Annotated in this window: 16 protein-coding genes and 1 pseudogene; 12 read left to right on the top strand and 5 right to left on the bottom strand. The window is 46.4% G+C overall.

Annotation, left to right across the window (positions count from 1 at the left end):
- Positions 1-3 precede the first annotated feature (3 nt).
- Both MWG26_RS18120 and MWG26_RS18110 read left to right on the top strand, forming a co-directional pair.
- Positions 4-873: a helix-turn-helix transcriptional regulator gene (locus MWG26_RS18120; protein ID WP_117441357.1), complete on the top strand. Its 870-nt coding sequence runs from the start codon at positions 4-6 to the stop codon at positions 871-873.
- A gap of 73 nt (positions 874-946) precedes the next feature.
- Entirely contained in the window at positions 947-2,014 is a 1,068-nt protein-coding gene (locus tag MWG26_RS18110; RefSeq protein ID WP_330639586.1) for an ABC transporter permease, read from the top strand.
- Between the two features lie 95 nt (positions 2,015-2,109).
- Here the strand turns inward: MWG26_RS18110 and MWG26_RS18105 are convergent, their stop codons facing one another.
- Positions 2,110-3,114, bottom strand: a complete 1,005-nt coding sequence (locus tag MWG26_RS18105) for a uroporphyrinogen decarboxylase family protein (protein WP_025656194.1) — start codon at positions 3,112-3,114, stop codon at positions 2,110-2,112.
- Between the two features lie 144 nt (positions 3,115-3,258).
- Here MWG26_RS18105 and MWG26_RS18100 point away from each other — a divergent pair, with 144 nt between their 5' ends.
- Complete coding sequence (locus MWG26_RS18100) at positions 3,259-4,197, top strand: AraC family transcriptional regulator (RefSeq protein WP_025656195.1); 939 nt, start codon at positions 3,259-3,261, stop codon at positions 4,195-4,197.
- On the opposite strand, the gene MWG26_RS18095 is transcribed toward MWG26_RS18100, so the two are convergent.
- Positions 4,094-5,020, bottom strand: coding sequence for an RluA family pseudouridine synthase (locus MWG26_RS18095; protein WP_025656196.1), 927 nt, complete (start codon positions 5,018-5,020; stop codon positions 4,094-4,096). The genes MWG26_RS18100 and MWG26_RS18095 overlap by 104 nt on opposite strands.
- A gap of 1,311 nt (positions 5,021-6,331) precedes the next feature.
- On the opposite strand from MWG26_RS18095, the gene MWG26_RS18090 reads away from it, so the two are divergent.
- Together MWG26_RS18090 and MWG26_RS18085 are read left to right on the top strand one after the other, a co-directional pair.
- The gene (locus MWG26_RS18090) at positions 6,332-6,790 is read left to right on the top strand and encodes a hypothetical protein (protein WP_025656197.1); all 459 of its coding nucleotides are present in this window, start codon (positions 6,332-6,334) and stop codon (positions 6,788-6,790) included.
- Positions 6,790-7,149: a YccF domain-containing protein gene (locus tag MWG26_RS18085; RefSeq protein ID WP_025656198.1), complete on the top strand. Its 360-nt coding sequence runs from the start codon at positions 6,790-6,792 to the stop codon at positions 7,147-7,149. Before MWG26_RS18090 ends, MWG26_RS18085 begins: the two co-directional genes overlap by 1 nt.
- 100 nt (positions 7,150-7,249) lie before the next feature.
- On the opposite strand, the gene MWG26_RS18080 is transcribed toward MWG26_RS18085, so the two are convergent.
- Entirely contained in the window at positions 7,250-9,085 is a 1,836-nt protein-coding gene (locus tag MWG26_RS18080; RefSeq protein ID WP_025656199.1) for a GBS Bsp-like repeat-containing protein, read from the bottom strand.
- A 292-nt stretch (positions 9,086-9,377) separates the two neighbouring features.
- Between MWG26_RS18080 and MWG26_RS18075 the strand changes: the two genes are divergently transcribed.
- Positions 9,378-11,531, top strand: a complete 2,154-nt coding sequence (locus tag MWG26_RS18075; RefSeq protein WP_025656200.1) for a Tex family protein — start codon at positions 9,378-9,380, stop codon at positions 11,529-11,531.
- Between the two features lie 457 nt (positions 11,532-11,988).
- Here MWG26_RS18075 and MWG26_RS18070 read toward each other — a convergent pair whose 3' ends face one another.
- Positions 11,989-12,546, bottom strand: a complete 558-nt coding sequence (locus MWG26_RS18070) for a biotin transporter BioY (RefSeq protein ID WP_081733103.1) — start codon at positions 12,544-12,546, stop codon at positions 11,989-11,991.
- A 224-nt stretch (positions 12,547-12,770) separates the two neighbouring features.
- Positions 12,771-14,588, bottom strand: coding sequence for a reverse transcriptase domain-containing protein (locus tag MWG26_RS18065; RefSeq protein WP_003504504.1), 1,818 nt, complete (start codon positions 14,586-14,588; stop codon positions 12,771-12,773).
- Positions 14,589-15,219: 631 nt separating this feature from the next.
- Between MWG26_RS18065 and MWG26_RS23070 the strand changes: the two are divergent.
- From MWG26_RS23070 to MWG26_RS18035, 6 genes and pseudogenes are all read left to right on the top strand, one after another.
- Positions 15,220-15,747: pseudogene (locus MWG26_RS23070) on the top strand (thioester domain-containing protein); the annotation flags it as partial.
- 692 nt (positions 15,748-16,439) lie between these two features.
- Complete coding sequence (locus MWG26_RS18055) at positions 16,440-16,862, top strand: hypothetical protein (protein ID WP_240285879.1); 423 nt, start codon at positions 16,440-16,442, stop codon at positions 16,860-16,862.
- Between the two features lie 443 nt (positions 16,863-17,305).
- Positions 17,306-20,806, top strand: a complete 3,501-nt coding sequence (locus MWG26_RS18050; protein WP_240285504.1) for an ABC transporter ATP-binding protein — start codon at positions 17,306-17,308, stop codon at positions 20,804-20,806.
- Positions 20,807-21,189: 383 nt separating this feature from the next.
- Positions 21,190-21,534 (top strand): cupin domain-containing protein, encoded by a 345-nt coding sequence (locus MWG26_RS18045; RefSeq protein WP_025656204.1) that lies wholly within the window; start codon positions 21,190-21,192, stop codon positions 21,532-21,534.
- Positions 21,535-21,559: 25 nt separating this feature from the next.
- Positions 21,560-23,155 carry a hydroxylamine reductase gene (gene hcp, locus MWG26_RS18040; protein ID WP_025656205.1) on the top strand — a complete coding sequence of 532 codons (1,596 nt, stop codon included), beginning with the start codon at positions 21,560-21,562 and terminating at the stop codon, positions 23,153-23,155.
- Between the two features lie 387 nt (positions 23,156-23,542).
- Positions 23,543-24,169, top strand: a complete 627-nt coding sequence (locus MWG26_RS18035; protein ID WP_055155175.1) for a flavin reductase — start codon at positions 23,543-23,545, stop codon at positions 24,167-24,169.
- Positions 24,170-24,499 lie beyond the last annotated feature (330 nt).

Raw genomic sequence — 24,499 nt, 5'->3', positions numbered from 1 at the left:
CATATGGCCGGCGACATTATTTCCATTTCAATTCCACCATTTCCGGACTTTATAGAGGGAAACTACCGCACCATGAGGAAAGGGCAGAGCCATGTAGACAGGAGGAACCTGGGCTATTTTGATCTGATCGTTGTAGAAAAGGGCTGTCTGTTTCTGGCAGAAGAGAATGAGCGGTATGAGATCAGGGAAAATGAAATGTTTATTTTGCTGCCGGACAGGCACCATTATTCATGGCAGCCATGCCAGGAGGAGACCGGGTTTTACTGGCTGCATTTTTATACCACTGCGCAGTGGAAGCAGGGACAGAGGGCCAGCAGATTCGTTTCAAGGCTGCCAATCCCCGACCAGCATTACCACCAATGCTCATACACATTACACCTGCCCAAATATGCAGCGATCAAAGAACCCGGTCTTCTGTTTGAACTGTTTCAGAACATCCTGGACAGTACTATCCAGGAACATGGAAATGACATATGGAAAACAGAAGAACGGTTTTTACGGTTTTTAAGATTTGTTGAGAATACCGGGATCCATAAAGACCGGCTGACGCTGTTGGCGGAACAGATTCAGATCTACTTGGAAAATAACATAGAGCAGCCGATCACCAACCAACACCTGGAGGAACAGTTCCATCTGCACAGCAATTATCTTGCTAAGGCAATGAAAGAAACATTCGGAAAAACTCCTTTGGATGTTTTACTGGAGATACGGATGGAATATGCCAGACAGTATCTGATCCGGTCAGATTATGACATCAAGAAGATTTCAAAACTGGTCGGTTTCAGTTCGGAGATATATTTTTCTAATTGCTTTAAGAAACATATGGGAATGTCTCCAAGGAATTATAGAAAGAAGTATGAGGAGAAGACATAAGACAGGAGTTACACAAAAACAGGAACTAAAATGGTCTGCCGATGTCTTCTTTGATTTACTGCTTTGATTTACTATTCACGGTCTTCAGGGAAAGATAGACGTAGATGCCCTGGTAGTCTTAAAGAATCAGGCAGTGGATCTTATGATATTAGATGTGATGATTCCCCATCTGGATGGATTTTCCGTCTGCAGGACAGCCAGACAGATGAGCAGCCTGCCGATTATCATGCTTACGGCAAAGAGCAGCGATGATGATAAGCTAAGGGGGTATGAGTTTGGCGCAGATGATTATATGACGAAGCCTTTTAGCCCGCTGGAACGGTATGGCGCAGTGACAGTTTATCCGACTGAGGAAGAGCTGATTCAGGGGGTCAATGAGCCCTCTACAAACCTGATTGGTGTGGAAGCAGCGGGAAATAGCATCAAAACATTACTATCCGGTGACGAACTGGATATATTCCGGCAAACCGCTGAAACACTTCCGGCACTGATCAAATTGCGGGAATCAGCAGGCCAGGCAGAGATACAGATCTTAGAACGCCCCGATATCATGGCTGGGTATCAGGACATGTTTATCACCACGATATTAATTGTCGCAATGTTTATGGGATGTACCTTCAATGCTATGAATATGATTTCTGAAAAAGAGGATGGCGTGGCACTTGTCAACGAAATCTTACCCATGGCCCGAAGCCGTTATATTATGCAGAAGGTTACGGTTGGATTTATTTGTGGCTGCTTATCCTCAATCATTACTGCCTGTATTTGCTTTCGGCTTTCCCTGCAAAATGCAGTTCTCATGCTGGTGCTGATTGTCCTCTCCTCGTTTGTGGCTGCACTTATCGGCCTGTTTATCGGCCGGTTTTCGGATGGGCTGATGGTTGGCGTAGTTTATATTAAAATCGTAATGCTGCTATTTATCGCCATACCCATCCTGCACTTTCTTCTCGGAATCAGCGATCCGGCTCTAACCGCAGTTTGCTATATCATGCCCTCACAGGCTGCTTTTGAGGGGATTATGAATTGGTCAATTGGGAAAACAACAACAGTGATGAACGATATACTAATCCTAACAATCCATTGTACAGCATGGTTTTTACTATATGCGGGGCTTTCCGTATATCAGAGAAAAAATGCATAAGAATTATCATAAAAATCAGGCCAGCGAAACAGTTAGGTATTTAGCTTGTCTTATACTAGTATAAAACAATCATAAAATTCTTTCGGGGGATCTTATTAGTATGTGGAAAGTACATGATGGACTTCTCTCAAATTATCAGGCGGTGTAAAGGCAGGCACCTCACATCCGGCGGAAATCATTGTGCGGTGCATGCCGGCACACGCCAGACATTCCCTTACCGCATGGCCTACTGAATTGATATCTCCCTGAAGCAGGATCTGCACAGGGTCAAAGTTGCCGTTTGGGCAGCTGGTTTCAGGAAATATGCCACACGCTTTTTTAAGATCTACCATATGATCGAGGTCAATAATATCGGCCCCTGTCTGTGCAGCCAGATGCAGTACAGGGGTAATGTCCCCGCAGATATGCAGTTTTGCCTTTCCCCCTGCCCTGTGAATCTCAGAAATAAGTTTCTGTTGATATGGAAGGGCAAATTCGCGATAGAGATCAGGGCCAATGAGAGACGATGCGGCATCACCGATGCCAATGATGTCGGCTCCCGCATTCAACTGCTCCAGGGCAAACAGGATGCTCTGCTCCAGGCAGATTGCCAGAAGCTCATGCATTGCTTCCGGTTCATCCAGCATTTCGCACAGGCAGCTGGAGATTTCCATCAAATCACAACTTTCTGCAAGTGCACCCTCCACCCAGCCTACAATTGGGATCTCGCCTCCGCTGCGGTGTTTTAGAAGCCGCACCGCCTCCAACCGGTCATTCATACGTCTGCTGGAAGCAGGAGCTTTTACTTTCAGACGGGAGATATCCTGACAGCCTGAGAGCAGAGGAACCGGGCTGTATGGCACATCGTTTTCGGGGTAGACAACCTCTGCACCGAATCCGCTTGCTTCACGCATGGGATCGGAGCAGACACTCAACACGTCCAAATGGTATTTTTCACAGCATCTGAGCATTCCTTCAGCGAGAAGCCGGTAGTCCGTTATAAACTGTCTGTACGGAACCTCAATCTCGTGCGCCGCGAAAGTCATGACAAGGCAGAGGTTGGGAATACGGTCAACAGGTTCTCCATTTAATCTTGCAAATACACGTTCATATGAGTTCATAACAGCCTCCAATATAGGAAATAGAATACAGAAAAAAGGGAATCAAATTGCATTACCGGTATAATTTGATTATAATAGTGTTCAAGAGAAAATTCTCGTATTAAAGTGGCTAAAAATCAGATAAATGTGCGGAGGGGCGAAGCAATGAGGGGGGCAATAAAAGAGGAACGAAATTATAATTCTTTCGAACTGGCAGTATCAGTTCTTGATAATACGGTAGATATACAGGAACACCGTCTGCTCCTGCACTGGCATCAGTATATAGAGTTTATCTATGTGTTGGAGGGGGAGGGGGTACTGACTATAGACCTGAAGGACTATAAAACGGTAAAAGGGGATTTAATTGTAGTTTCTCCCAGCAGCCTTCACGGTGGTATCGGAGCAGAAACGAATCCGTTGATTTGTAAAGTGATACTGGCGGATGTCGAAATGATGATGGGAAGTTTGAAAGATAAAATTGCCAAACGTTATCTTTCCCCCATGCTTAATCAGACAATAAAGATCATACCAATTATCGAACCAGGCACTCCGCTTTACAGGGAAACGGCGATCTTATTTGATCAAGTTCTGGAGAAGTGGAACAAACAGGACGATGGATATGAATTATATATCAAGGGGTATCTGACACAGATGCTGGCGGCATTGTTTGAAGCGAAGCATTACCGGGAATCGGCAGGCTGCAGCACAATCAAAGAGATAGAACAGATGAAAAGGCTGATCCGGTTTATTGAAGAGCATTACAGTGAACCGCTGTCAGTCGAGCGGCTGGCACAGTTTACGGGATACAATAGGTATTATTTTATGCATTACTTTAAAATGCATACAGGGTACACGGTTACACAGTATCTGAATCTGAAGCGGACTGAATACGCGGCCCGCATGCTGGCTGAGCAGGATTGGAGCATTTCTGAGATTAGCGAGCGGACCGGATACCAGGATGTTTCATACTTTATACGTGTGTTTGCAAAACGCTATGGGATCACACCACTGGTGTACAGGAAGAGAATCCGGAGCGAAATAGAGGAAACACACTCTGCATGTCCTCAGGAAGCGGTGCACGAAACTCCAGTTTTTCCCCGGTAATCGGATGGTTTAAGGCCAGACGGCAGGAATGCAGGGCCTGCCTTTGCATATACTCCATATCGGGATTATACAAATAGTCGCCTATAAGAGGAAAACCAAGATACTTCATATGAATGCGGATCTGATGGGTACGGCCTGTCTCTAATAAAAGTGAGACGAGGCTGTGCCCATTTGTTTCTTCCACCACATGATAATGGGTAACTGCTCTTTCGCCATGATCAAAATCAACGGTTCTTTCAATAACAGAACCAGGCTTTCTGGAAAGAGGCGCGGAGATCGTTCCCTCCGCCGGCTGTACGCTCCCACGTACAATAGCCAGGTATTCCCGCCTGATTTCATGGCGGACGGTCATTCTGGATAAGATATTAGAGCTGAGCATATGCTTTGCTATAATGGTCAGTCCCGAAGTATCTCTGTCAAGCCGATTGGTGCAGCGGAAGATAAAAGGTTTCCCTTGTTCCTGATAATACCACGCCAGCCCGTTTGCCAGAGTATTGGTATAGTTATTGATTGACGGGTGTACAGGCATGCCGGCCGGTTTATTAATGACAATGATATCCTCATCCTCGTAAATAATATCCAGGGGAAGTCGAACAGGAGGGATCTGCAGGGAGGAGATGTGTTCCTGGATATGCACGGTTAGTGTATCCATATCAGTAAGTATCTCATTCAGGCGGCGCGGGCCGCCATTGACAAGAATACTCCGGGGCATTTTCTTTAATTCGACCAGATTCTGCCTGGAATATCCACGTCTGCGGAGAAATTGTTCCACGCGGAGACCGTCTTCGTCTTTCTGAATGGTATAGTTTAACATTCTGTCCATAGATGTACTCCTGTTTATCTTTAAGCTTACCGATATAGTATAGCAAGTCCGAAAGAAAAATGCACTATAAATCAGGATTTAGTGGCGAGCTTTAGTCTCGGCGCGGATGGGGATGCTCCATAAAGGGATAGCCGAAAGCCTCCCGGAGAACATCCATGTCCTTTCAAAAACGCGGCCGCGGACCTAAGAAATTCTAGGCGGGAAACAGCCCTGAAAATGGAGCACCACTGACACATCACGAGAAATCCGATGATTTCTCGCGCTGGGTCAGCTGATTTTTGGATTCGGAATCCAAAAATCTCTCCATTTTCAGGGCTGTTTCCCACCAAGAATTTCTAAGGTCCGCTTTGAGCGTTTTTGAAAGGACATGGATGTTCTCCGGGAGGCTTTCAGCTATCCCTTCATGGAGCTGGCGCATCCAACCGGCAGGAAAAAGCTCGTTTCTAAGGTGGGGCCTCAAACGGGGGCAGCGTATGGTATTGAATTGGTGGGACTATTATGTCCCCAGTAGGTGTACATAAACAATGGGATACGGTTCCAGTATCAAAATAATTCAATACACATCTTGAAGATGAAAAGATACGCATAGCCAATCCACATCCGCTGCTCCGGTCCGGGATCCCACCCGGTTGGCGAGCTTTCCTGCCGATTGGATGAGCCAGCTTTATGACAGGGAGGCCGGGGAGGTGCTGGGGCTGTATATGCCGTTGCGATATGCTGGAGTGCGCTTAGTGATTCTTGAACAGCCGATTCCGGATAGGCGGGGAAAAACTTGATCTCCAAATCAAGTTTTTGCTGAACCCAGCGCGGGAAATCATCAGATTTCCCGTGATGTGTTCAGCGTACCCGTCTATCCGGCATCGGCTGTTCTAGAATCACTTAGCAGCATGGGTGCATATCGCAACGGCATATACAGCCCCAGCGCCTTCCCGGCCTCCCTGTCATGAAGCGTCCCCGTCCGTCGACAAGTCTAAAGCTTGCCGACTAAATTCCGATTTCTAAAGAAATCTTAAGAAAAGAATTTAGGTGCTTCGTTGACAATATTAGGGAAACATGTTATATTCTTAACAAGCAAGTAAAAGGGAGTAGCCGAACACCGAGAGGTGGGTTTGAAATCGTCACACGATATCGAGAGGTATCCGTATCAAATGAGATGTGCAAGACTTTTATTGCGGCAGATATGTCGTATATAAAGGTCTTTTTTACTTTTATAAGACATAAGGTTTCAAGGATACAATCCGCTGTTCCCGTGGACCGTTATAGATGATGAACTATCTGCTGCATAAAAAGGGCACCAGAAAGGAGATTCTAATGATGAGAGAAAAGGAAAATGTAGTGGAGATGAATGAGGCGATTATCGCAGGAAAGAAGGCTCTGAACAGCATGAAGGCGGCTAAAGAGACTTTAAGCAGCGCCGGAAACTGGGGAGTATGGGATATGCTTGGTGGAGGTCTTTTTGTAGATATGATCAAACACTCCAAGCTGGATGACGCCCAGGAAAAACTACAGGATGCAAAGTTTCAGCTTCAGATATTCCAGTGTGAATTGAAAGATGTGGAGCTACCATATCATCTGGGCGTAGAAATCTCGGATTTCCTTACATTTGCCGACTTCTTCTTCGATGGTATTATCGCTGACTGGCTGGTCCAGTCGAGGATAAACGATGCAAAGGAAGAATTAGAGAACGCAATTCCGCAGGTGGAAGGAATGGTAGAAAACCTGCAGAAATGGGAAAAACAGCTGATGCTTGGAAAGGAGGCCGAACGTTAATGGGATGTATAGGAAATGTATTATGGTTTATATTTGGAGGATTTATCAGTGGTCTGAGCTGGGCGTTTGCAGGATGCCTGTGGTGCATTACGATTGTGGGAATGCCTGTTGGAATGCAGTGCTTTAAGTTCGCGGCTCTGAGCTTTTTCCCATTTGGGAAAGAAGTACACTATGGCGGCGGCGCAGGATCTATGCTTTTAAATATTATCTGGATGATTGTATCAGGGATTCCGCTGGCCATTGAGTCCGCGGTGATCGGGGCACTGCTCTGTGTGACAATTGTAGGAATTCCGTTTGGCATGCAGCAATTTAAACTTGCAAAGCTGGCGCTGATGCCGTTCGGATCGGAAGTTTATTAAGAAAAGACCGTGATAGGGCCTAATAATAGGGCTAATCCTCATTGCGGTGGTACGAAAAGTGGGCAAGAGGCCTCAGGGATGAGACACTTGCCCACTTTTCTTAGTTAATAAATGCAGTTGTCTGAGTCATAAAGTACAGATCGCCATGAACATCTCTCATATATATATGTACCTGGTAGTCGCCAGTTTTATAGTTGTATGTTGATATGTCCACATCGATATGATAGCTTCCGTCCTCTTGTTGATCCATTGGAATCCACTGCAGATCGTTTTGGTCTTCCTCAGTCCATATGGCAGCCAGCATGGATTCGACGCCATCTGGAACATTCTCAAGATTGCTTACATTGACGGGGAAGGTATTTAAATTATAATCATACTCGCCGATACTGACTGCGGCTTTTGGAGCCTTTCCTTCTCTGATCAGGAGTTCGGGTTTGCTTTCATCCAGGTCAGCAAGTTCTTCCATTAACTGAGACTTACGGGAAAGCTCTTTTTTCATGGTATCAACTCCGAAGCGTTCGGTCAATGTCGGCTTTTCGGAGAAAAGATTTGTACCAAGGCCTAAACGGTCTCCGTTAATTGTAGCACCTATGCTGGCAAGGGTCGTTGGAAAATTATCAAATGTAGTGTAGTTGCGTGTATCTGAAGTCGTATTCTGTACTGCGGGGTTAATATAGGTTGTATAGACCTTACGGGTATAACTGTCGTCAATATCCTGGCAGAAATCACTGTCCATTGTAGGATGGTCACCGGCAATCACGATTGTTGTATTTTCGTAAAAACTTTGATTCTGAATCCAGGAAACAAAATCAGCTACCTGTTTGCTGGAGCAGGCCATAACATTTGCATATTGATCGTCACCAAATGTATCTGGGCAGACTTCACATGGAAAACCATCTTCAAAATGGGTGTCAACAGTTAGCAGTGTTAAATTAAAAGGAGTATCCTGCTCTGAAAGTTCCAGCAGTTTATCCTCTGCGAACTGAAATAGTTTATGATCTTCATATCCCCACCATACACGGTAATCTTCGGGAATCCAGCCGGCTTTTTTTGCATATTCATAATCTAGAATGTCGAAATTGCCATGTTCGGTATAGTACAGCTGCCTGCCCCCAAAAACGGCATCAGAGCCTATCATTAAGGTCTGAGAATAGCCCTCCTGTTCCAAAATGTCCCCCAGAGTTATTGTATTAGCAAAAAATGAGTTCTGTGTGTCCATGGAATTAGACTCAATAGATATACTTAGTGGGATACCTGATGACTGTGAGAACATCGCCGCAATAGTCCATGTAGCGCCAGGCATTGCATATCCGCCGTTTAACTCAGATGAAATTCCCGAAAAATCTTCGTTTTCCTGTGCCAGTGACGTTAATTCAGGAATTACATTTTGTTCAAATGCCCCCCCATTTTCTTTGTCTGCATAGGTTGTTTCCATAGATTCCAAAAATATGTATATCAAATTCCTTTTTTGCTCAGGAAAAGTAATCTCCGTATCTCTGGGATCGATGTAGTTGTCATCGATAAATGAGGAGTAAACCCCTTGATCCGCTACATAGGTTCCAACATCCAGATTGTCCCAGGCATAGCTGACAGACGTTCCTGCTGCGAGCAGAGGTACAATAATACAGATTGCCATGATGATATTGTATACTTTTTTCTTTTTTCTGAATCCGGTAAAAAGAATTACGACGAGAAATAGAATTAGAATTGCAGGGACTGCGCAGGAGTTTAAGTACTCCTGAATCATACTCTCATTAGTACCCTCCAGAGGGGCTGTCAAATGGTACATGAGTTCATCCATTGACAGGTTGCTCCAGGTCTGGAACATCCATATAATACTGAAGCAAAGCAGTGTGGCAGTCGTGCTTAATATGACTGCCAGCAGTGTTCCGAATCCACGGAAGAAGTTTTTTATCGTTGATAGTATTTTTTTCATTTTACACATCCTCTGTCTTTTTAAATTAACCTCTATTATTATAATGCGTAAACTATTTTGTTGCAAGATATTTAGTGGGGGAGTAATGCTAAAAAATTATATCCAATTTTGGTGGTTTTTGCCGGAAGTTTGTAACAGTTCAGGAAGTCCTGAACTGTTACGGAAGTTTTCCATAATAAGGTGTGAAAAGAAAGAGAAAATGTTGTAAAAAAGGCGGTCTTTCCTGTATAATAAAAAGAGTTGTGGTTCTTTGAGGCCAAACTGCAGGAGTAAAAAGAGAGGTACGGACTATATGGATATTAATCAGAAACTGACAGAGGAATTAGGAGTAAAACGCTGGCAGGTGGATGCGGCGGTTAACTTAATTGATGAGGGAAACACCATTCCCTTTATTTCAAGATACAGGAAAGAGGCAACAGGTTCGCTGGATGATGAGCAGCTGCGAAAGCTGCACGAAAGATTGATTTATCTTCGGAATCTGGAAGAGAAAAAGGAACAGGTGCTATCCAGTATAGAGGAGCAGGGAAAACTGACGGCGGAACTAAAAGCGCAGATATTGGCGGCAGAGACGCTGGTGGTAGTGGAAGATTTGTACCGCCCGTATCGGCCAAAGAGAAGAACACGTGCCACGATAGCAAAGGAGAAGGGGCTGGAGCCGCTGGCAGCAGTGATTATGCTGCAGCAGGCTAAGGAACCTCTGGAAAAGGCAGCCGAGAAATATATTTCTGAGGAGAAAGGAGTCATCTCCGCAGAGGAAGCTATCGCAGGGGCAAAGGATATTATTGCGGAATCCATATCTGATGAAGCAGATTACAGGAGCTGGATCCGAAAAATCACGGCACAGAAAGGAAAGCTGGTTTCTTCGGCCAAGGATCCCGAGGCGGAGTCAGTCTATGAGATGTATTATGAATTTGAGGAGCCGGTTTCGAAACTGGTGGGACACCGCATACTCGCATTAAACCGCGGTGAGAAAGAAAAAATACTGACAGTGAAAATAGAAGCTCCAGAGGAAGACATTATCCGCTATCTGGAAAAGAAAACAATCCGCCAGAATAATCCTTACACCTCACCGGTGCTGAAGGATGCGGTGGAAGACAGCTATAAGCGTCTGATTGCGCCGGCCATTGAACGGGAGATCCGCAATGAGCTGACAGAGAAGGCGGAGGACGGTGCGATAGAGGTATTCGGAAAGAATCTCCATCAACTTCTGATGCAGCCGCCGATTGCTGGTCATGTTGTACTGGGATGGGATCCTGCTTTCCGTACAGGATGCAAGCTGGCTGTAGTGGATGAGACTGGGAAAGTGCTTGGGACAACCGTCATTTATCCGACGGCTCCTACAACGCCGCAGAAGATTAAGGCATCCAAAGATTTACTGAAAAAAATTATTGCAAAGTATCATATTACATTGATCTCCGTAGGGAACGGAACGGCATCCAGGGAATCGGAACAGTTTATTGTAGAGCTGTTAAAGGAAATCCCGCAGAACGTGCAGTATGTTATTGTAAATGAAGCAGGTGCTTCGGTTTATTCTGCGAGCAAACTGGCTTCCGAAGAGTTCCCAAAATTCGATGTGGGCCAGAGAAGTGCAGCGTCTATAGCAAGGCGGCTCCAGGATCCCCTTGCGGAACTGGTAAAAATAGATCCTAAGTCCATTGGTGTCGGGCAGTACCAGCATGACATGAATCAGAAGAAGCTTGGCGAATCCCTGAATGGAGTTGTAGAAGACTGTGTAAATAAGGTGGGAGTGGATTTGAATACAGCATCTGCTCCGCTGCTTTCATATATATCTGGCATTACAGCAGCCACTGCGAAAAATATTGTGGTTTACAGGGAAGAAAATGGCCGGTTTAAGGACCGGAAGGAGCTTCTCAAGGTGGCGAAGCTGGGGCCCAAGGCTTATGAGCAGTGCGCAGGATTTATGCGTATTATGGAGGGGCGGAATCCCCTGGATGCGACCGGGGTTCATCCAGAATCCTATGCGGCCGCAGAAAAGCTGCTATCCAGACAGGGATTTAAACCGGAGGATATTACCGGAGGTAATCTGACAGGGCTTTCTCTTACAATCAAAGACTATAAGCAACTGGCTGATGAGCTGGGGATCGGAGAGATTACACTGCGGGATATTGTGAAGGAGCTGGAAAAACCGGCCCGCGATCCACGTGAAGAAATGCCAAAGCCGATTCTGCGCACGGATGTACTGGATATGAAAGACTTAAAAGAAGGAATGATTTTAAAAGGGACTGTTCGGAATGTCATTGATTTTGGGGTGTTTGTGGATATTGGAGTACATCAGGACGGATTGGTGCATATATCCCAGATCACGGACAGGTTTATCAAACATCCGTTGGAAGCGGTCAGTGTGGGAGACATCGTTGATGTGAAGGTGATGAGCGTAGATCTAAAGAAAAAAAGGATACAGCTTACCATGCGGGGGCTGGCTTAAGGGACGCTTCGTAAATGGATAGACGGGCTGGCTGGGGGAATGTATATGCTCTTTTGATATGTGGGCGTCTGCCTGAGTGATTCTAAGAAAAAATACCGCCGGGAATGTGGGCACGGGTGACACAGCGCGAGAAATTTGATAATTTCTCGTGCTGGGTCATCCGGAAACATGATTCGGAATCATGTTTCCTCCCACATTCCCGGTGGTATTTTTTCTTAGAATCATTCAGGCAGACGCCCGCATATCAAAAGAGCATATACATTCCCCCAGCCAGTCCGTTATCCGTTTACTGCGCTGGTGAAACAAGTCGGGAGGCTGTCGGAGAATGAGATGGGGGACGGTATTGGCGGGGAGACTTTAATCGGGCGCCTGGGACAGGCTTCCGATTAAAGGCGGGGGTGATACATGTAGAGTTGATTTCTTAATATAAGTGGGAGTTTTACGGCAGTTATTGGATTTATTGGCGCAGTGTGGCGGCTCTTAGTTTGGGGCCCAGGAGGGTTGCTATTATGATTTTGACCAGGTCCCCGGGGAGGTAGGGGATGACTCCGGCGGCTAGTGCGGCGGGAAAGTCGAGGTTCATTTGGTGGGCAAGCCAGGTGGTTCCGAAGACGTAGCAGACCAGGGTTCCTAGTACCATTCCGAGGAGGGCGAAGGAGAGACGGGCTGCGAAGTGATCTATGAAGAAGCCGGCTATGAGGGCAAGGAAGATGAAGCCTATCAGGTAGCCTCCGGTGGGGCCGGCGAGCTTTCCGATTCCTCCGGTGAAAGCGGAGAATACGGGGAGGCCCACTGCTCCCAGGAGGAGGTAGGTGATGAAGCTGATGGTTCCAAATTTCATGCCGAGGACGTAGACGGTGAGATAGACGGCCAGGTTGGTGAAGGAGATCGGAACCGGACTGAAGGGAAGAGGGATGGTGAAGGGGCCCAGTATGCATGTTACGGCTGTCATTACCCCGATGAGGGTAAGCTGTTTAGTTGTGATAAATGTTTTTTGGATGGGTGCATTTTCCATGATGTTTTCCTCTCGTTTTGTATTTTATGTTGTTAGTATAAAAGAAATTATATAGAATGTCAACTTAGAATATGAAATAGTTAACAATATGGACAGTGTCTTATTTTGCGAAACATTTTGTATGAGGTAGGCACCCTGCGCCTTGCTGACTTTCATCAGTAGGTTTCAGGGAGCCGCCTCCCAAACCGGACGTACACCTCTCAGCGTATCCGGCTTTCCATGAATCACCTTGATTCTTTGGTTTCGTGTAAGAGTTCAAAGCAGTCAGGGCAGAGAGCCAGAGATTTTCTTCTCATTTTCAGCATTTTCTGCTCAAATATATCCCTGCCTTTCAGCGATTTCAGCGTTCTTACGTGGTGCATACATAAATAGTCTGCATGTTCCCCGCAAATCTCGCATACTCCGGCTTTTATGCGGTTTACTATCGTGTGCCTGCTGTCATATTTCCTATAACTCGGCATAACGTCTGCCACATTGTCATAGCCGTCGCTGTGCTTTCTGAATCCATCATGGTAAAATTCGCAGTATTTACGTCCCTTAGTTGTATCGTATGGGATTCTCAGTACTCCGTTTACCATGTGCCGCTTCTTAATAACACTGACATTCGTTCTGTGCTTTCCTGCCAGAGTTTTTAACATGCTGTACCGCACCATGTAGTAATACTTGTGCAATGCGCCTACGTTTTCTGCTATCCGATAGAAGTTATATAACCCTCGAATTTCGGAATTGAAAGTAGACACAATCTCTGCGTCGCTGCGGTTCATCAGGTCTTTCCTTGGCATAGGCCGCCACATTTCTTTGCCTGTGTCATTGTTGCGTTTCACCTGTATCGCTCCCCGTTCCATCGCTTTTTTAATCCATTTTTCTTTCGGCATATACAGGAATACTTTTCCATACCACACCCGTTTCATGTCGCCGTTTTTACAACGCTTCATGTTCTTGGAATGGATTACTTTGAAATCGTACCCCAGATAGCGTACCGGCTTACTGGAATGGGTGACTTTCGTCTTTTCCTCGGACATTTCCAAATGCAGTTTTTCTTGGAGAAAGATTTTTACATCTTCCTTGATTTTTTCTGCGTCCTTTTTGGAGCCGATAACGCCGATTACAAAATCATCGGCGTAACGGTTGTACTGGATTTTCTTGAAGCCTTCCTCAAACGGATTGTAATAGTGCTGATTCATCTTCTTCCTTCTGGAATCCTTAAATTCTTTTACCAGTTCAGGAGTTGATTTTTCTGCGCCCATTAACGCTTTACGTGCCTTTCTGTATCTCCGGGACGCCCGCTCGTATTCTCTGGTCGTCCTTCTGCGTTCTGGCTCGCAATCATACTTTTCTTTGTATTCCTGCATATAGTTGTCCAGTTCGCTGAGGTAGATGTTTGCACATATCGGACTGATACCGCTGCCCTGCGGAACACCGGAGTAGGTGCAGTTGTACTGCCATTGTTCCATATATCCGGCTTTCAGGAACTTCCAGATTAGACCGATAAAAGCCTCGTCTGAAATCCTTTTCCGCAGTAATTCAACCAACACATGATGGTCGAAGTTATCAAAGCACGCCTTAATGTCTCCCTCGACAATCCATGTAACACCTGTGAAGTTTTTCTTCACTTGCGTAAGTGCCGTGTGACAGCTTCTTTTTGGTCTGAAACCGTGTGAATTGTTGCTGAATGTCGGCTCATAGATTGCTTCAAGAATCATTCTGACCACTTCCTGCACTAACTTATCATCAGTAGAAGTGATTCCCAACGGGCGAAGTTTCCCGTTCTTTTTAGGAATGTACTTTCTTTTTGCAGGCTTTGGCTGATATGTCCTGTTGCGTATGGATTCAATAATCCGGTTAATTCTCGGCAGGCTCATGTTGTCCAGCGTCTGCCCGTCTACCCCCTGCGTCATGCTCCCCTGCGATTTCGCAATGTTCGCATATGCAAGGAGATAGAACTCTGGATTGTATAGGTTGCGATATAATCTTTCATATTTGTAGTTACTTACACTTGCCTTTTCTTCAAGGCTTTTCAAGACATGAATCGGATTTCTCATAGTGTCTCACACACCATCCTTTCTGTTTTGAAAATGATTCACTGTTCCCCTTTGCCATGTAGACGGCTTTCCCGTCCGCAGACTACTATGGGAACTCTGTTGCCATGGTGAATATTCAGAACCCCGCATTTCAGCGTTTTCATAGCCTTTCGGCATTTCACTTTAGGCAATCCCCGTTTAGTACGGTATAAACAAGCGTTCCACGTTGTCGGTATGTGACGTTCGCCTTTTTCCACTTTCCCGTGGCTGAACCTGCTCCGAGTATCAGCAGCCGCATAGCCAAACAATGCGACTGTCAGGAACACTGACGAGTACAACCTCTCTACGTCAGGGGTACGCTCTTGGTCCCGATTTCAGGCTGTCATTCAAGCAGTCTAGCTTCCATCCTCATACGTGGATTTTCATTCCGTCACGCCGGCGCTTCTGAGGCTTCAGCGCCCCGTGTCCTCCGTCATGCTATGGTCGCCCTCCGGTTTCCCTTTTGGGGTAAGACGGGGAATGATAGGTTGCGGCACAATGCCGCTTGATACTTTTACCTACTACTTGCTCAAGGTAGGATTTATACCGCCCTTACGGGCGCACCTGGTTTAGCATACTGTATTGTGAGAATGATTTTACTGGAGAATGAAACATGGCTTTAAGTAATAATGCTGAAACGAATCGTCTTGTATCACGTCCATTTATAATTTATTCAGGTACGGACTTAACAGGGACTGCGACTGGGGACGCTGAGGTGCGCAATTATTGTGCACTGCCGTACACTTCCGCATCCAGATATCAGTTGGACAGACCCGATCATAATAATATTTTTCAATTTCGAAGGACTATTAATGGAGTTACGGAAAAGGCGTACTGCCTTGATAAATTTGCGGATGGTCCATATAATGATGTACCTTATAGGAGCGCACCATTTGAAACTATTTTCACTTCAGCTACCGAGCGCCAAAAGCAGATGCTGGCTTGGATTCTGGCAAATAACTATCCTGCTGTGAGCGCACAGGCGACTTTTGAGTTAACGGGAACAGATTATGCTGCAAGTCCGGTCCTCGATGATAATGATGCCTATGCGGCGGTTCAGGTGGCGCTATGGGTGCTCTTGGGGCAGATTGCTCCGGATGAAGTGAATTTTCTGGAATGTTCATCCACGGAACAGCATCCGAAGTCAGCCAGGCTTCGTGCCGCAGTGCTCCGGCTCCTGGAACTGGCCGGGAAGTTTGCAGACGCTGTGGCAAATCCGGCTCCGCCTGTCAGCGCAAATACAGCTGGATGCTGCACGGATAATCCTATAGACTGCTGCAATACAGGGACAATCCCGACTGTTTCTAACGAACCATATCTCGTTTTTAAAGGCTGCCCGGATGAAGTCAGAACTGTATGCGGGCGCCTTCTTATCGGCCCATTTATACTGCAGTCGGGATTTACCGGAAAACCGGTGATAACAGTAGAGCCGATCTGTGTTTGTCAGGAAGGATTCTCTGCATCTTTTATGGATTTTTGCGGGAATAAAATGGATGCACCTTCAATTGGAGAGGAATTTTATATTGCAGTCCGAACTATTAGAGACTATATATGTTTTACCGTTCACGCCTCATTTACGGGAACTGTCACAAGAGTTGTTACGATGAATCCAACGGGTACGGGGCAAAATTACCAGCCTATAGGTACGACGTTCGAAGATGTCCAGGTAAACTTAGAGGCATCTGTCTGCGTATGTGCCTCTGTACCACGTAGTAAGGAGAAGAAGTCCCACTCTCAGACGGGCATTAGTATTAATAACAACAATAATAATAACAATAACAACAATAATAATAGTAACAGCAATAGCGGATTATGGCAGGGAGGCATGTATCCATGGCCAAACTATATAATTATGTGTCCGCCGCCGGGGTGGTACCCATACTGGCCATCCAGGCCGCCATATCCACCGGAGCCGCCATGCCCGCCAGAGCCGCCATGTCCGCCGAAGCCGCCATGCCCGCCAGAGCCGCCATGCCCGCCGAAGCCGCCATGCCCGCCAGAGCCGCCATGTCCGCCGAAGCCGCCATGTCCGCCGAAGCCGCCATGCCCGCCAGAGCCGCCATGCCCGCCGAAGCCGCCATGCCCGCCAGAGCCGCCATGCCCGCCGAAGCCGCCATGCCCGCCAGAGCCGCCATGTCCGCCGAAGCCGCCATGCCCGCCGAAGCCGCCATGCCCGCCGGAGCCGCCATGCCCGCCGAAGCCGTCATGTCCTCTGTGTCCGCCGTGCTGCCAGCTGAAATCAGAGTGTTCAAGTAAAAACGGTCATAATGCAGAATAGTGAGACTGCGAATATAACAGTCAGGATAATTACTTTCCGGGGAAACAAAACTGGGCCGCTATATGGCTGATTTGCAGGATTCAACTAAGAAAAAATGATTAAGAATAACCGGTATTAGTAAAAGGAAAAGAAAATATGGAGATCCGTATGCTTACCGGCTAAGTGCCGGGCTTCAGAAAATAAGCATACGGATCTTTTATTTTTGCGGGCAACGAGCTGTAGTCAGGCCAGCCTGGCACTGACGACTGTAGTGTGGGCACCCCCTTGGAAACTGCTTAACTTGCCCTGTTTTGCCAGAAGTGTTTAAATTAGTCATATAACGGGATATAATGCAGATAAAGGACCCGGTTGATATTGCCTTTTCGTGGCAGTTGTAGTATCATCTAAGCCACATTGAATGTTAGACAGGAAGGGAACGTGATTGAGAAAAAGAGGTGGGACAGAGATGGAAGATAAGGCGCTTAAGGTCAACAAGCCGGAGCGTATTGTATCCTATTTTAAAATGGAGAAGCGGACTCTTGCTGCCGTTGCCGTATCCGGGATTATTTACAATGCAGGGATGGTTGCAGGCCCCTGGTTTGAGGGAATGCTGGCGCAGTATCTGTGCGATATTCTCGGCGGGAAACGGGTGTTTCAGGATATGGTTATGCTGGCCTTGTCCTATATTGCTTCTATTTTACTGGTGGAGGGAATGCGCTATCTCAAACGGCTTTATGTGAGACGATTTGCTAACCATGTGAATCGGAATATGAAGCAGGTGCTGTACCATAATCTTGTGCACAGGGGCAAGCCGGAACTGGACACTGAGGATGTGGGAGCTGTTATGACCAAGGCCATTGCAGATGTGGACACTTGCGTGGAAGGGATGCGAAAGTTTACGACAGAGGTTTTTGATACCGGTGTTGTCATGATTGCCTATCTGACGATGCTTTTTTCATACGACTGGAGGCTGACTATAATATCCATTTTGTTTCCACCGGCGGCATACTGGCTGGCCGGAACATTAAAACAGACGGTATCAAGGAGTGCAGCGGCATATAAGGAAAGTGCGGGCGTTCTGAACGGTGCAACGCTTGACCGGATATCCAATGCAGTGCTTTACAGGGTTTATGGGCAGGAAAAAAGCAGGGATACAGAGTATGAGGATCGGCTGGGAGATTACGAGAAGAAAGCAGTGTATGCCAATATATGGGAAAATGCGATGCAGCCCCTCTATAAAATCATTTCTATGGCAGGGATTATTTTCATTATCTGGTTCGGCGCAAAAAATGTGCTGGGCAGCGGATGGACATCCTGGGATATTGCGGCATTTTCTACATTTTTATCCTGTTTCACCAGACTGGCATCTAAATCCTCGAGGGCGGCAAAGCTGTTTAATGCGGTTCAGAAGGCACAGGTATCATGGATACGGATTAAACCGTATATGCAGGATATCCCGGATGAGATAGAACCAGAGCCGGAATCGCCGGTACGGCTTTGTGTTTCGGGGATGAAATTTGCATACCCGGATGGGAAATATGTGCTGGAGGATATTAGTTTTTCCGCATGCCCGGGCGAGATAATAGGGGTAACAGGATCCGTGGCATGTGGAAAGTCCACGCTGGGAAAAGTGTTTCTATGTGAATATCCATATGAGGGAAGTATCAGGCTGGATGGAAAGGAACTGTCGGCTCTTGCCAGGGCTGGAAGAAAGATGACCGCTTATATGGGGCATGAGCCGGAACTTTTGAGCGCTTCCGTGGAGGACAATATACTGCTTGGAGAATCCGGGGATGTCAGTGGCTGCCTGAAGGCGGTGTGTATGGACCAGGAAGTATCGAAGATGCCGGATGGGATTCACACCATGGTGGGTAGCGGCGGAGTCAGGCTTTCCGGAGGGCAGCAGGCACGGATTGCACTTGCGCGGACACTTTTTCATAAAAAGCCGGTCATTATACTGGATGATCCGTTTTCCGCGGTTGACAGAAAAACGGAATGTGAGATTATGCAGAATTTAAAGGCGCTCACTAAGGATAGTATCGTATTGATTTTATCCCACAGGCTGACTCTGTTTCCGCAGATGGACCAGGTAATCTGGCTCGGGGAGGGCAGAAGTACGGTTTCTGACCACAGGCTTCTGATGCGGACCAATGAGGAGTACGCGCATCTGTTTCAAATGCAGAGTGGACAGAGCGTGCCGTTCATAGAAGGAGAAGAGAGACAGGCAGAATGCACAGACAACTTAAATGATGCGCAAAAGGACGGGACTCCGGTTCAGGAGGGGCAGACCGGGAAAAAGAATGGCGGGAAGCAGAATTATATCCTTTCGGCGGTAAAAAGGATTGTGAAGGAACACGTGTTTTTGTCCATTGGACTGGTGTTTGCAGTGGCAGGTACTGTCATTGCGGGCATCCTTCCCCCGCTGCTTCTGGAACGGATTGTAAACCGGCTGGCAGGAGGCGCAGATGTTCTGCCGGGGCTGGCGGCGGCTTACTTTCTTCTGCTGGCGGCGGCAGGCATCTTTGATTCGGCAAAGGAAAGCCTGATCACGGTTTTCGGCCAGAAGGTTACCCACGGACTTAGAAGTGTGATGTGCAGAAAGCTGTCAATACTGCCGGCATCCTACCTTATAGACACAGAACCGGGAGTGACGGCATCAAGATTTGTAAACGATGTAGATACGGTGGAATCCTTGTTTACATCCGGCATTATCAGCATGGTTGTGGATATTTGCAGGGTGGTCAGTATTCTGGCAGTCATATTCATAAAGAGCCGGGGGCTTGGGATGCTTATGGTGCTTGCGTCACCGATTTTATATTTAATTACACATGCATTTCAAAAAAGAATGCTGAAGTCCCAGCTAGCCAACAGGGCCGCGGTGGGCAGGGCAAACAGCCATGTGCCGGAAACGATCAGGAATATAAGGATGATCCATACATTTCACAAAGAAAAATATATGGAAATATGTTATGGAAGATATATCCTGGCCGGATACCAGGCATTAGAAAAATCCAATTTTTATGATTCCATTTATTCTCCGATTATCATTACAATCAGGGCAGCTCTGATTGCGGTTATGATGGTTCTGGCTGCAATGGGCGGAAATATGCAGGAGCTTTTTGGAATGTCTGTTGGAACAGCAGTGGCAGTGATTGCATATGTCAGCAAGGTATTTGAGCCGTTGGAGAGTATTGGGATGGAGATTCAGAACATTCAGTCTGCCGTGGCAGGGGTATGCCGCATTCATGAATTTCTAAATGAGCCGGGGCGCAGGATGCCGGAAAATAAGACGGCGTCTCTGGATGAAGGCAGCCCGGCAGCCGCGTTTCATTCGGTCAGCTTTGGGTATGGGGACGGGCGGGAAATTCTCCGCCAGTATAGTTTTGAGATTCATACAGGAGAAAATGTGACATTGACCGGAAGAACCGGGGTGGGAAAGAGCACGGTATTCAAGCTGCTGCTGGGATTGTACCTTCCGTGGAACGGAAACGTACGCATCTACGGGGTACCGTCAGACCAGATTTCGGATGCCCAAAAGAGGGGGATTTTTGGCTATGTGGAGCAGTCATTCCGGCTGATCCCGGGGACCGTGGCAGAGCAGATAAGCCTGAAAGACAGCAGGATAACCAGCGAGAAAATAGAGCGGGCGGTTAATATGGTGGGAATGCATGAGGCGGTTATGGATCTGGAAAACGGATATGATACCCTGTGTACCGCCGGCCTGTTTTCGCAGGGACAGATGCAGCTGCTTTCGATCGCCAGAGCCGTAGCCGCCAATCCAAGAATTCTGCTGTTGGATGAAATTACTGCAAATCTGGATTCGGCCACAGAAGAGAAAGTACTGGAGGCTCTCCGGGCAGCGTCGACAAACAGAACGGTAATTTCCATATCCCACAGACTGTACGAGCAGCGCGGAGGGCGGGAAATTTGTTTAGCGAAGTAAAACCTAACTGAAGCAGATTGCGCGGTCAGCAGTAAATACAGTTGATCTGCATATTTAATCGAGGCGCGCGAAGGACAGATTGTCCATTTATGGTAACAGTTCAGACAGGCCTGAACTGTTACCATTTTTATTAAATTCAGCCTTTTCTTTTTTTTGTTGTTTTAACAACATACTTGAATGCATACCTGCATTATACTGTACTTAGCAGCGGAGGAGTGATTGATTAGAATTAAGTTCGTCCGGTCAGAACAGCCGGAAGGATGCTGTAAAGATTCAGATTCATTCCATTGCAGAAAGAGACAGAGTATGTTCCTTGGAACATGCGCTGCCGGACAGATCAAGAATCGGGTATTGCTGCTGTGATGCAGCGGAAAGGAGAGAAAATGCAACATATCAAAAACATTGACCATGAAACTGTATTGTCACTGACGGAACTGGTGGATGCCCAGCCTGGGCAGATAGTCAGTAAAACGCTGGCCCAGAATGATTATGTCAGCGTTACATTGTTTGCATTTGATAAAGGCGAGGAAATCAGCACCCATGAATCTAAAGGAGATGCTATGGTGCAGGTGCTGGAAGGAGAAGGGCGCTTTACGGTAGACGGGCGCGAACACTTCTGTAAGGGTGGTGAGACACTGATTATGCCGGCAAATAAGCCGCATGCTGTTTATGCTGCGGAAGCATTTAAGATGCTTTTGACTGTTGTATTTCCCGAAAAGACCATATAGAAAGCCATATAAAGGAGGATATAAAATGGATAATCAAATGTTTTGTTTTCAATGTGAGCAGACGGCAGGATGCACAGGATGTACAGGTAAGGCAGGTGTATGCGGCAAATCAGCTTCATCTGCGAAGCTGCAGGACGAACTGACGGGTGCACTGATCGCTCTGGCGCGTGCCTGTTCAAATAACCCCAAGACACAGCAGACGGACCGTCTGATTCTGGAAGGGCTTTTTACGACGGTAACGAATGTGAATTTTAACGACGAGACTCTGCAGGAGATGATTGACCGTATAGAAGAAGAGAAAAGGCGGATTGTGCCCGGATGCGCATCCTGCGGTTCCCCGTGCGGTAATACGGACCGCTTTAATATGTCCCGCATCTGGAACGCAGAGGAGGATATCCGTTCCCTCAAATCACTGATTCTGTTCGGGATCCGGGGAATGGCGGCCTATGCTTATCATGCGATGGTTCTGGGATATGAGAACGCGGAAGTGAACGAATTTATGATCAAAGCGCTTTCTATCCTGGGTGAGGACTGGGGCATGGAGGAACTGCTCCCTGTTGTGATGGAGACAGGCAAAGTAAATCTGACCTGTATGGAGCTGCTTGACCGTGCCAATACGGAGACCTTTGGGACACCGCAGCCGGTTGAGGTGACAATGAAAGTGGAGAAAGGACCGTTCATCGTGATTACCGGTCATGACCTCTGGGATCTGAAGCTTCTGCTGGAACAGACTGCAGGTAAGGGCATTCACATTTATACCCACGGGGAAATGCTTCCGGCTCATGCATATCCGGAACTGAAAAAGTATCCTCATTTGAAAGGAAACTTCGGCACAGCATGGCAGAACCAGCAGAAAGAATTTGCAGATATCCCGGCTCCGATCTTGTACACTACAAACTGTCTGATGCCGGTAAAAGAAAGTTATGCAGACAGAGTGTTTACAACAGAAGTCGTGTCTTATCCTGAAATGGTTCATATTGGCAGCGATAAAGATTTTACACCTGTGATCGAAAAAGCGCTGGCGCTTGGCGGATATGAGGCAGATACGGAGTTTACAGGAATAAACGGCGGTAAGAGTGTGACCACTGGATTTGGCCACGGTACGGTGCTCAGTGTGGCAGGACAGGTAATTGACGCCGTAAAAGCCGGAGCCATCCGCCACTTCTTCCTTGTGGGCGGCTGTGACGGCGCACGTCCTGGACGCAATTATTATACTGAATTTGTAAAGCAGACTCCGGCGGACACGGTGATCCTGACACTCGCCTGCGGCAAATACCGGTTTAACGACCTGGACCTAGGAACAATAGGGGGCCTGCCAAGAATGATGGATATGGGGCAGTGTAACGATGCTTATAGTGCGATTAAGGTTGCGGTGGCCTTGTCAGAGGCTTTTGGATGCCAGGTGAATGAGCTGCCGCTCTCGATGGTGCTTTCCTGGTATGAACAGAAGGCGGTTTGTATCCTGCTGACTCTGCTGCATCTGGGGATTCAGAACATTAAGCTGGGACCAACGCTGCCGGCCTTTGTATCTCCTAATGTGCTGAATTACCTGGTGGAACACTACAATATTGCTCCAATTACTACGCCGGAGAACGACTTGAAGGATATTTTGGGGGAATAAGCAAAAGAAACAAAAGGGTCAGACCCCGATGCAAAGGGGTCTGACCCCTTTGAGCTGCCCTCTTTGAACTTGTTAATAATTTTTTCGAAAAAAGTACATAATTTGTTAAATTATCCCTCACATAACTATCACATTTAGGCGGTATATTATTAATTGTAAAGGGACAATAACCTTTTTATTATAAATTTTCTTTTTCATAATTTTCCTTGGCCGGAAGCGATTCCGGCCTCTCCTTTTTTATTTCTTAATTTATCCGTTTGGATTTCCGATCATTATGTTACTCCGTTTTTTGCAGATTATTAATTACATTTAAGGATTGTAAAATATTAGCAGATATGTTATATTTTAAATATCAATAATAATTACTATTATTAAAGGAGGGCGTTTATGGATACAAAAGCATTTTGGAAGATGAGTTATGGCCTTTATATTATCTCGGCAAAAAATGGGGAAAAAGCCGGAGGTTGTGTTGTAAATACAATGATCCAGGTGACTTCAGAACCGCTGCAGGTTACGGTGACAATTAACAAAGAAAATTATACTGCCGGTTTAATACAGGAGTCGGGGTATTTTACAGGGATCGCGCTTGCACAATCAGCCACAATGGAGCTGATTGGAGCATTCGGATTCCAGAGCGGCAAAGATAAGGATAAATTTGAGGAATTTGAGACGAAGACGGATCTCAATGGCATTCCTTATGTGTGCAGCCAGGCAGCGGCAAGGTTCAGCTGCAAAGTAAAAAATACGATGGACGTGGGAACACATATTGTATTCCTGGGAGAAGTAGTAGATGCAGAAGTGCTGAGTGCGGAAGAGCCTATGACATACGCATATTATCATACTGTGAAAAATGGTGTTACACCTCCAAAGGCATCCAGTTATATCCCTGAGCCTGAAAAAGCAAAGGGATACCGCTGTAAAATCTGCGGGTATATCCTGGAATCAGATACCATACCGGAAGACTTCAAATGCCCAATCTGCGGGAGAGGGAAAGAAGAATTAGAGAAGCTGTGAGAGAAAGTTAAGCTTAAAACCAAGGGCGGACACCCGTTTATCTGGAAATTGAAAGAAACATTCTGAATAAGACAAAAAATGGATGCTGCGGGAGAAAACGCGGCATCCATTTTTGTCTTATAAAAGGAGTACTAAAAAAACATTGGAATTTATACAGCCGGATTCTATGGGCTTACTATTTTGCATTAACATTAAGATAAGATTTTTTAATTCCTACTAAAAAAGTATAAAAAATATTAAAAAAATACAAAAACAAATCCGGAAGTATATTATAATTTTGGTATGAATTAACAGGGCGCCAATGACACAGCAGTATATTGAACAGTATTC

Source organism: Faecalicatena contorta (assembly GCF_022835095.1).
Classification (GTDB): domain Bacteria; phylum Bacillota; class Clostridia; order Lachnospirales; family Lachnospiraceae; genus Faecalicatena; species Faecalicatena contorta.
This window is presented reverse-complemented; position numbering and strand designations above follow the sequence as displayed.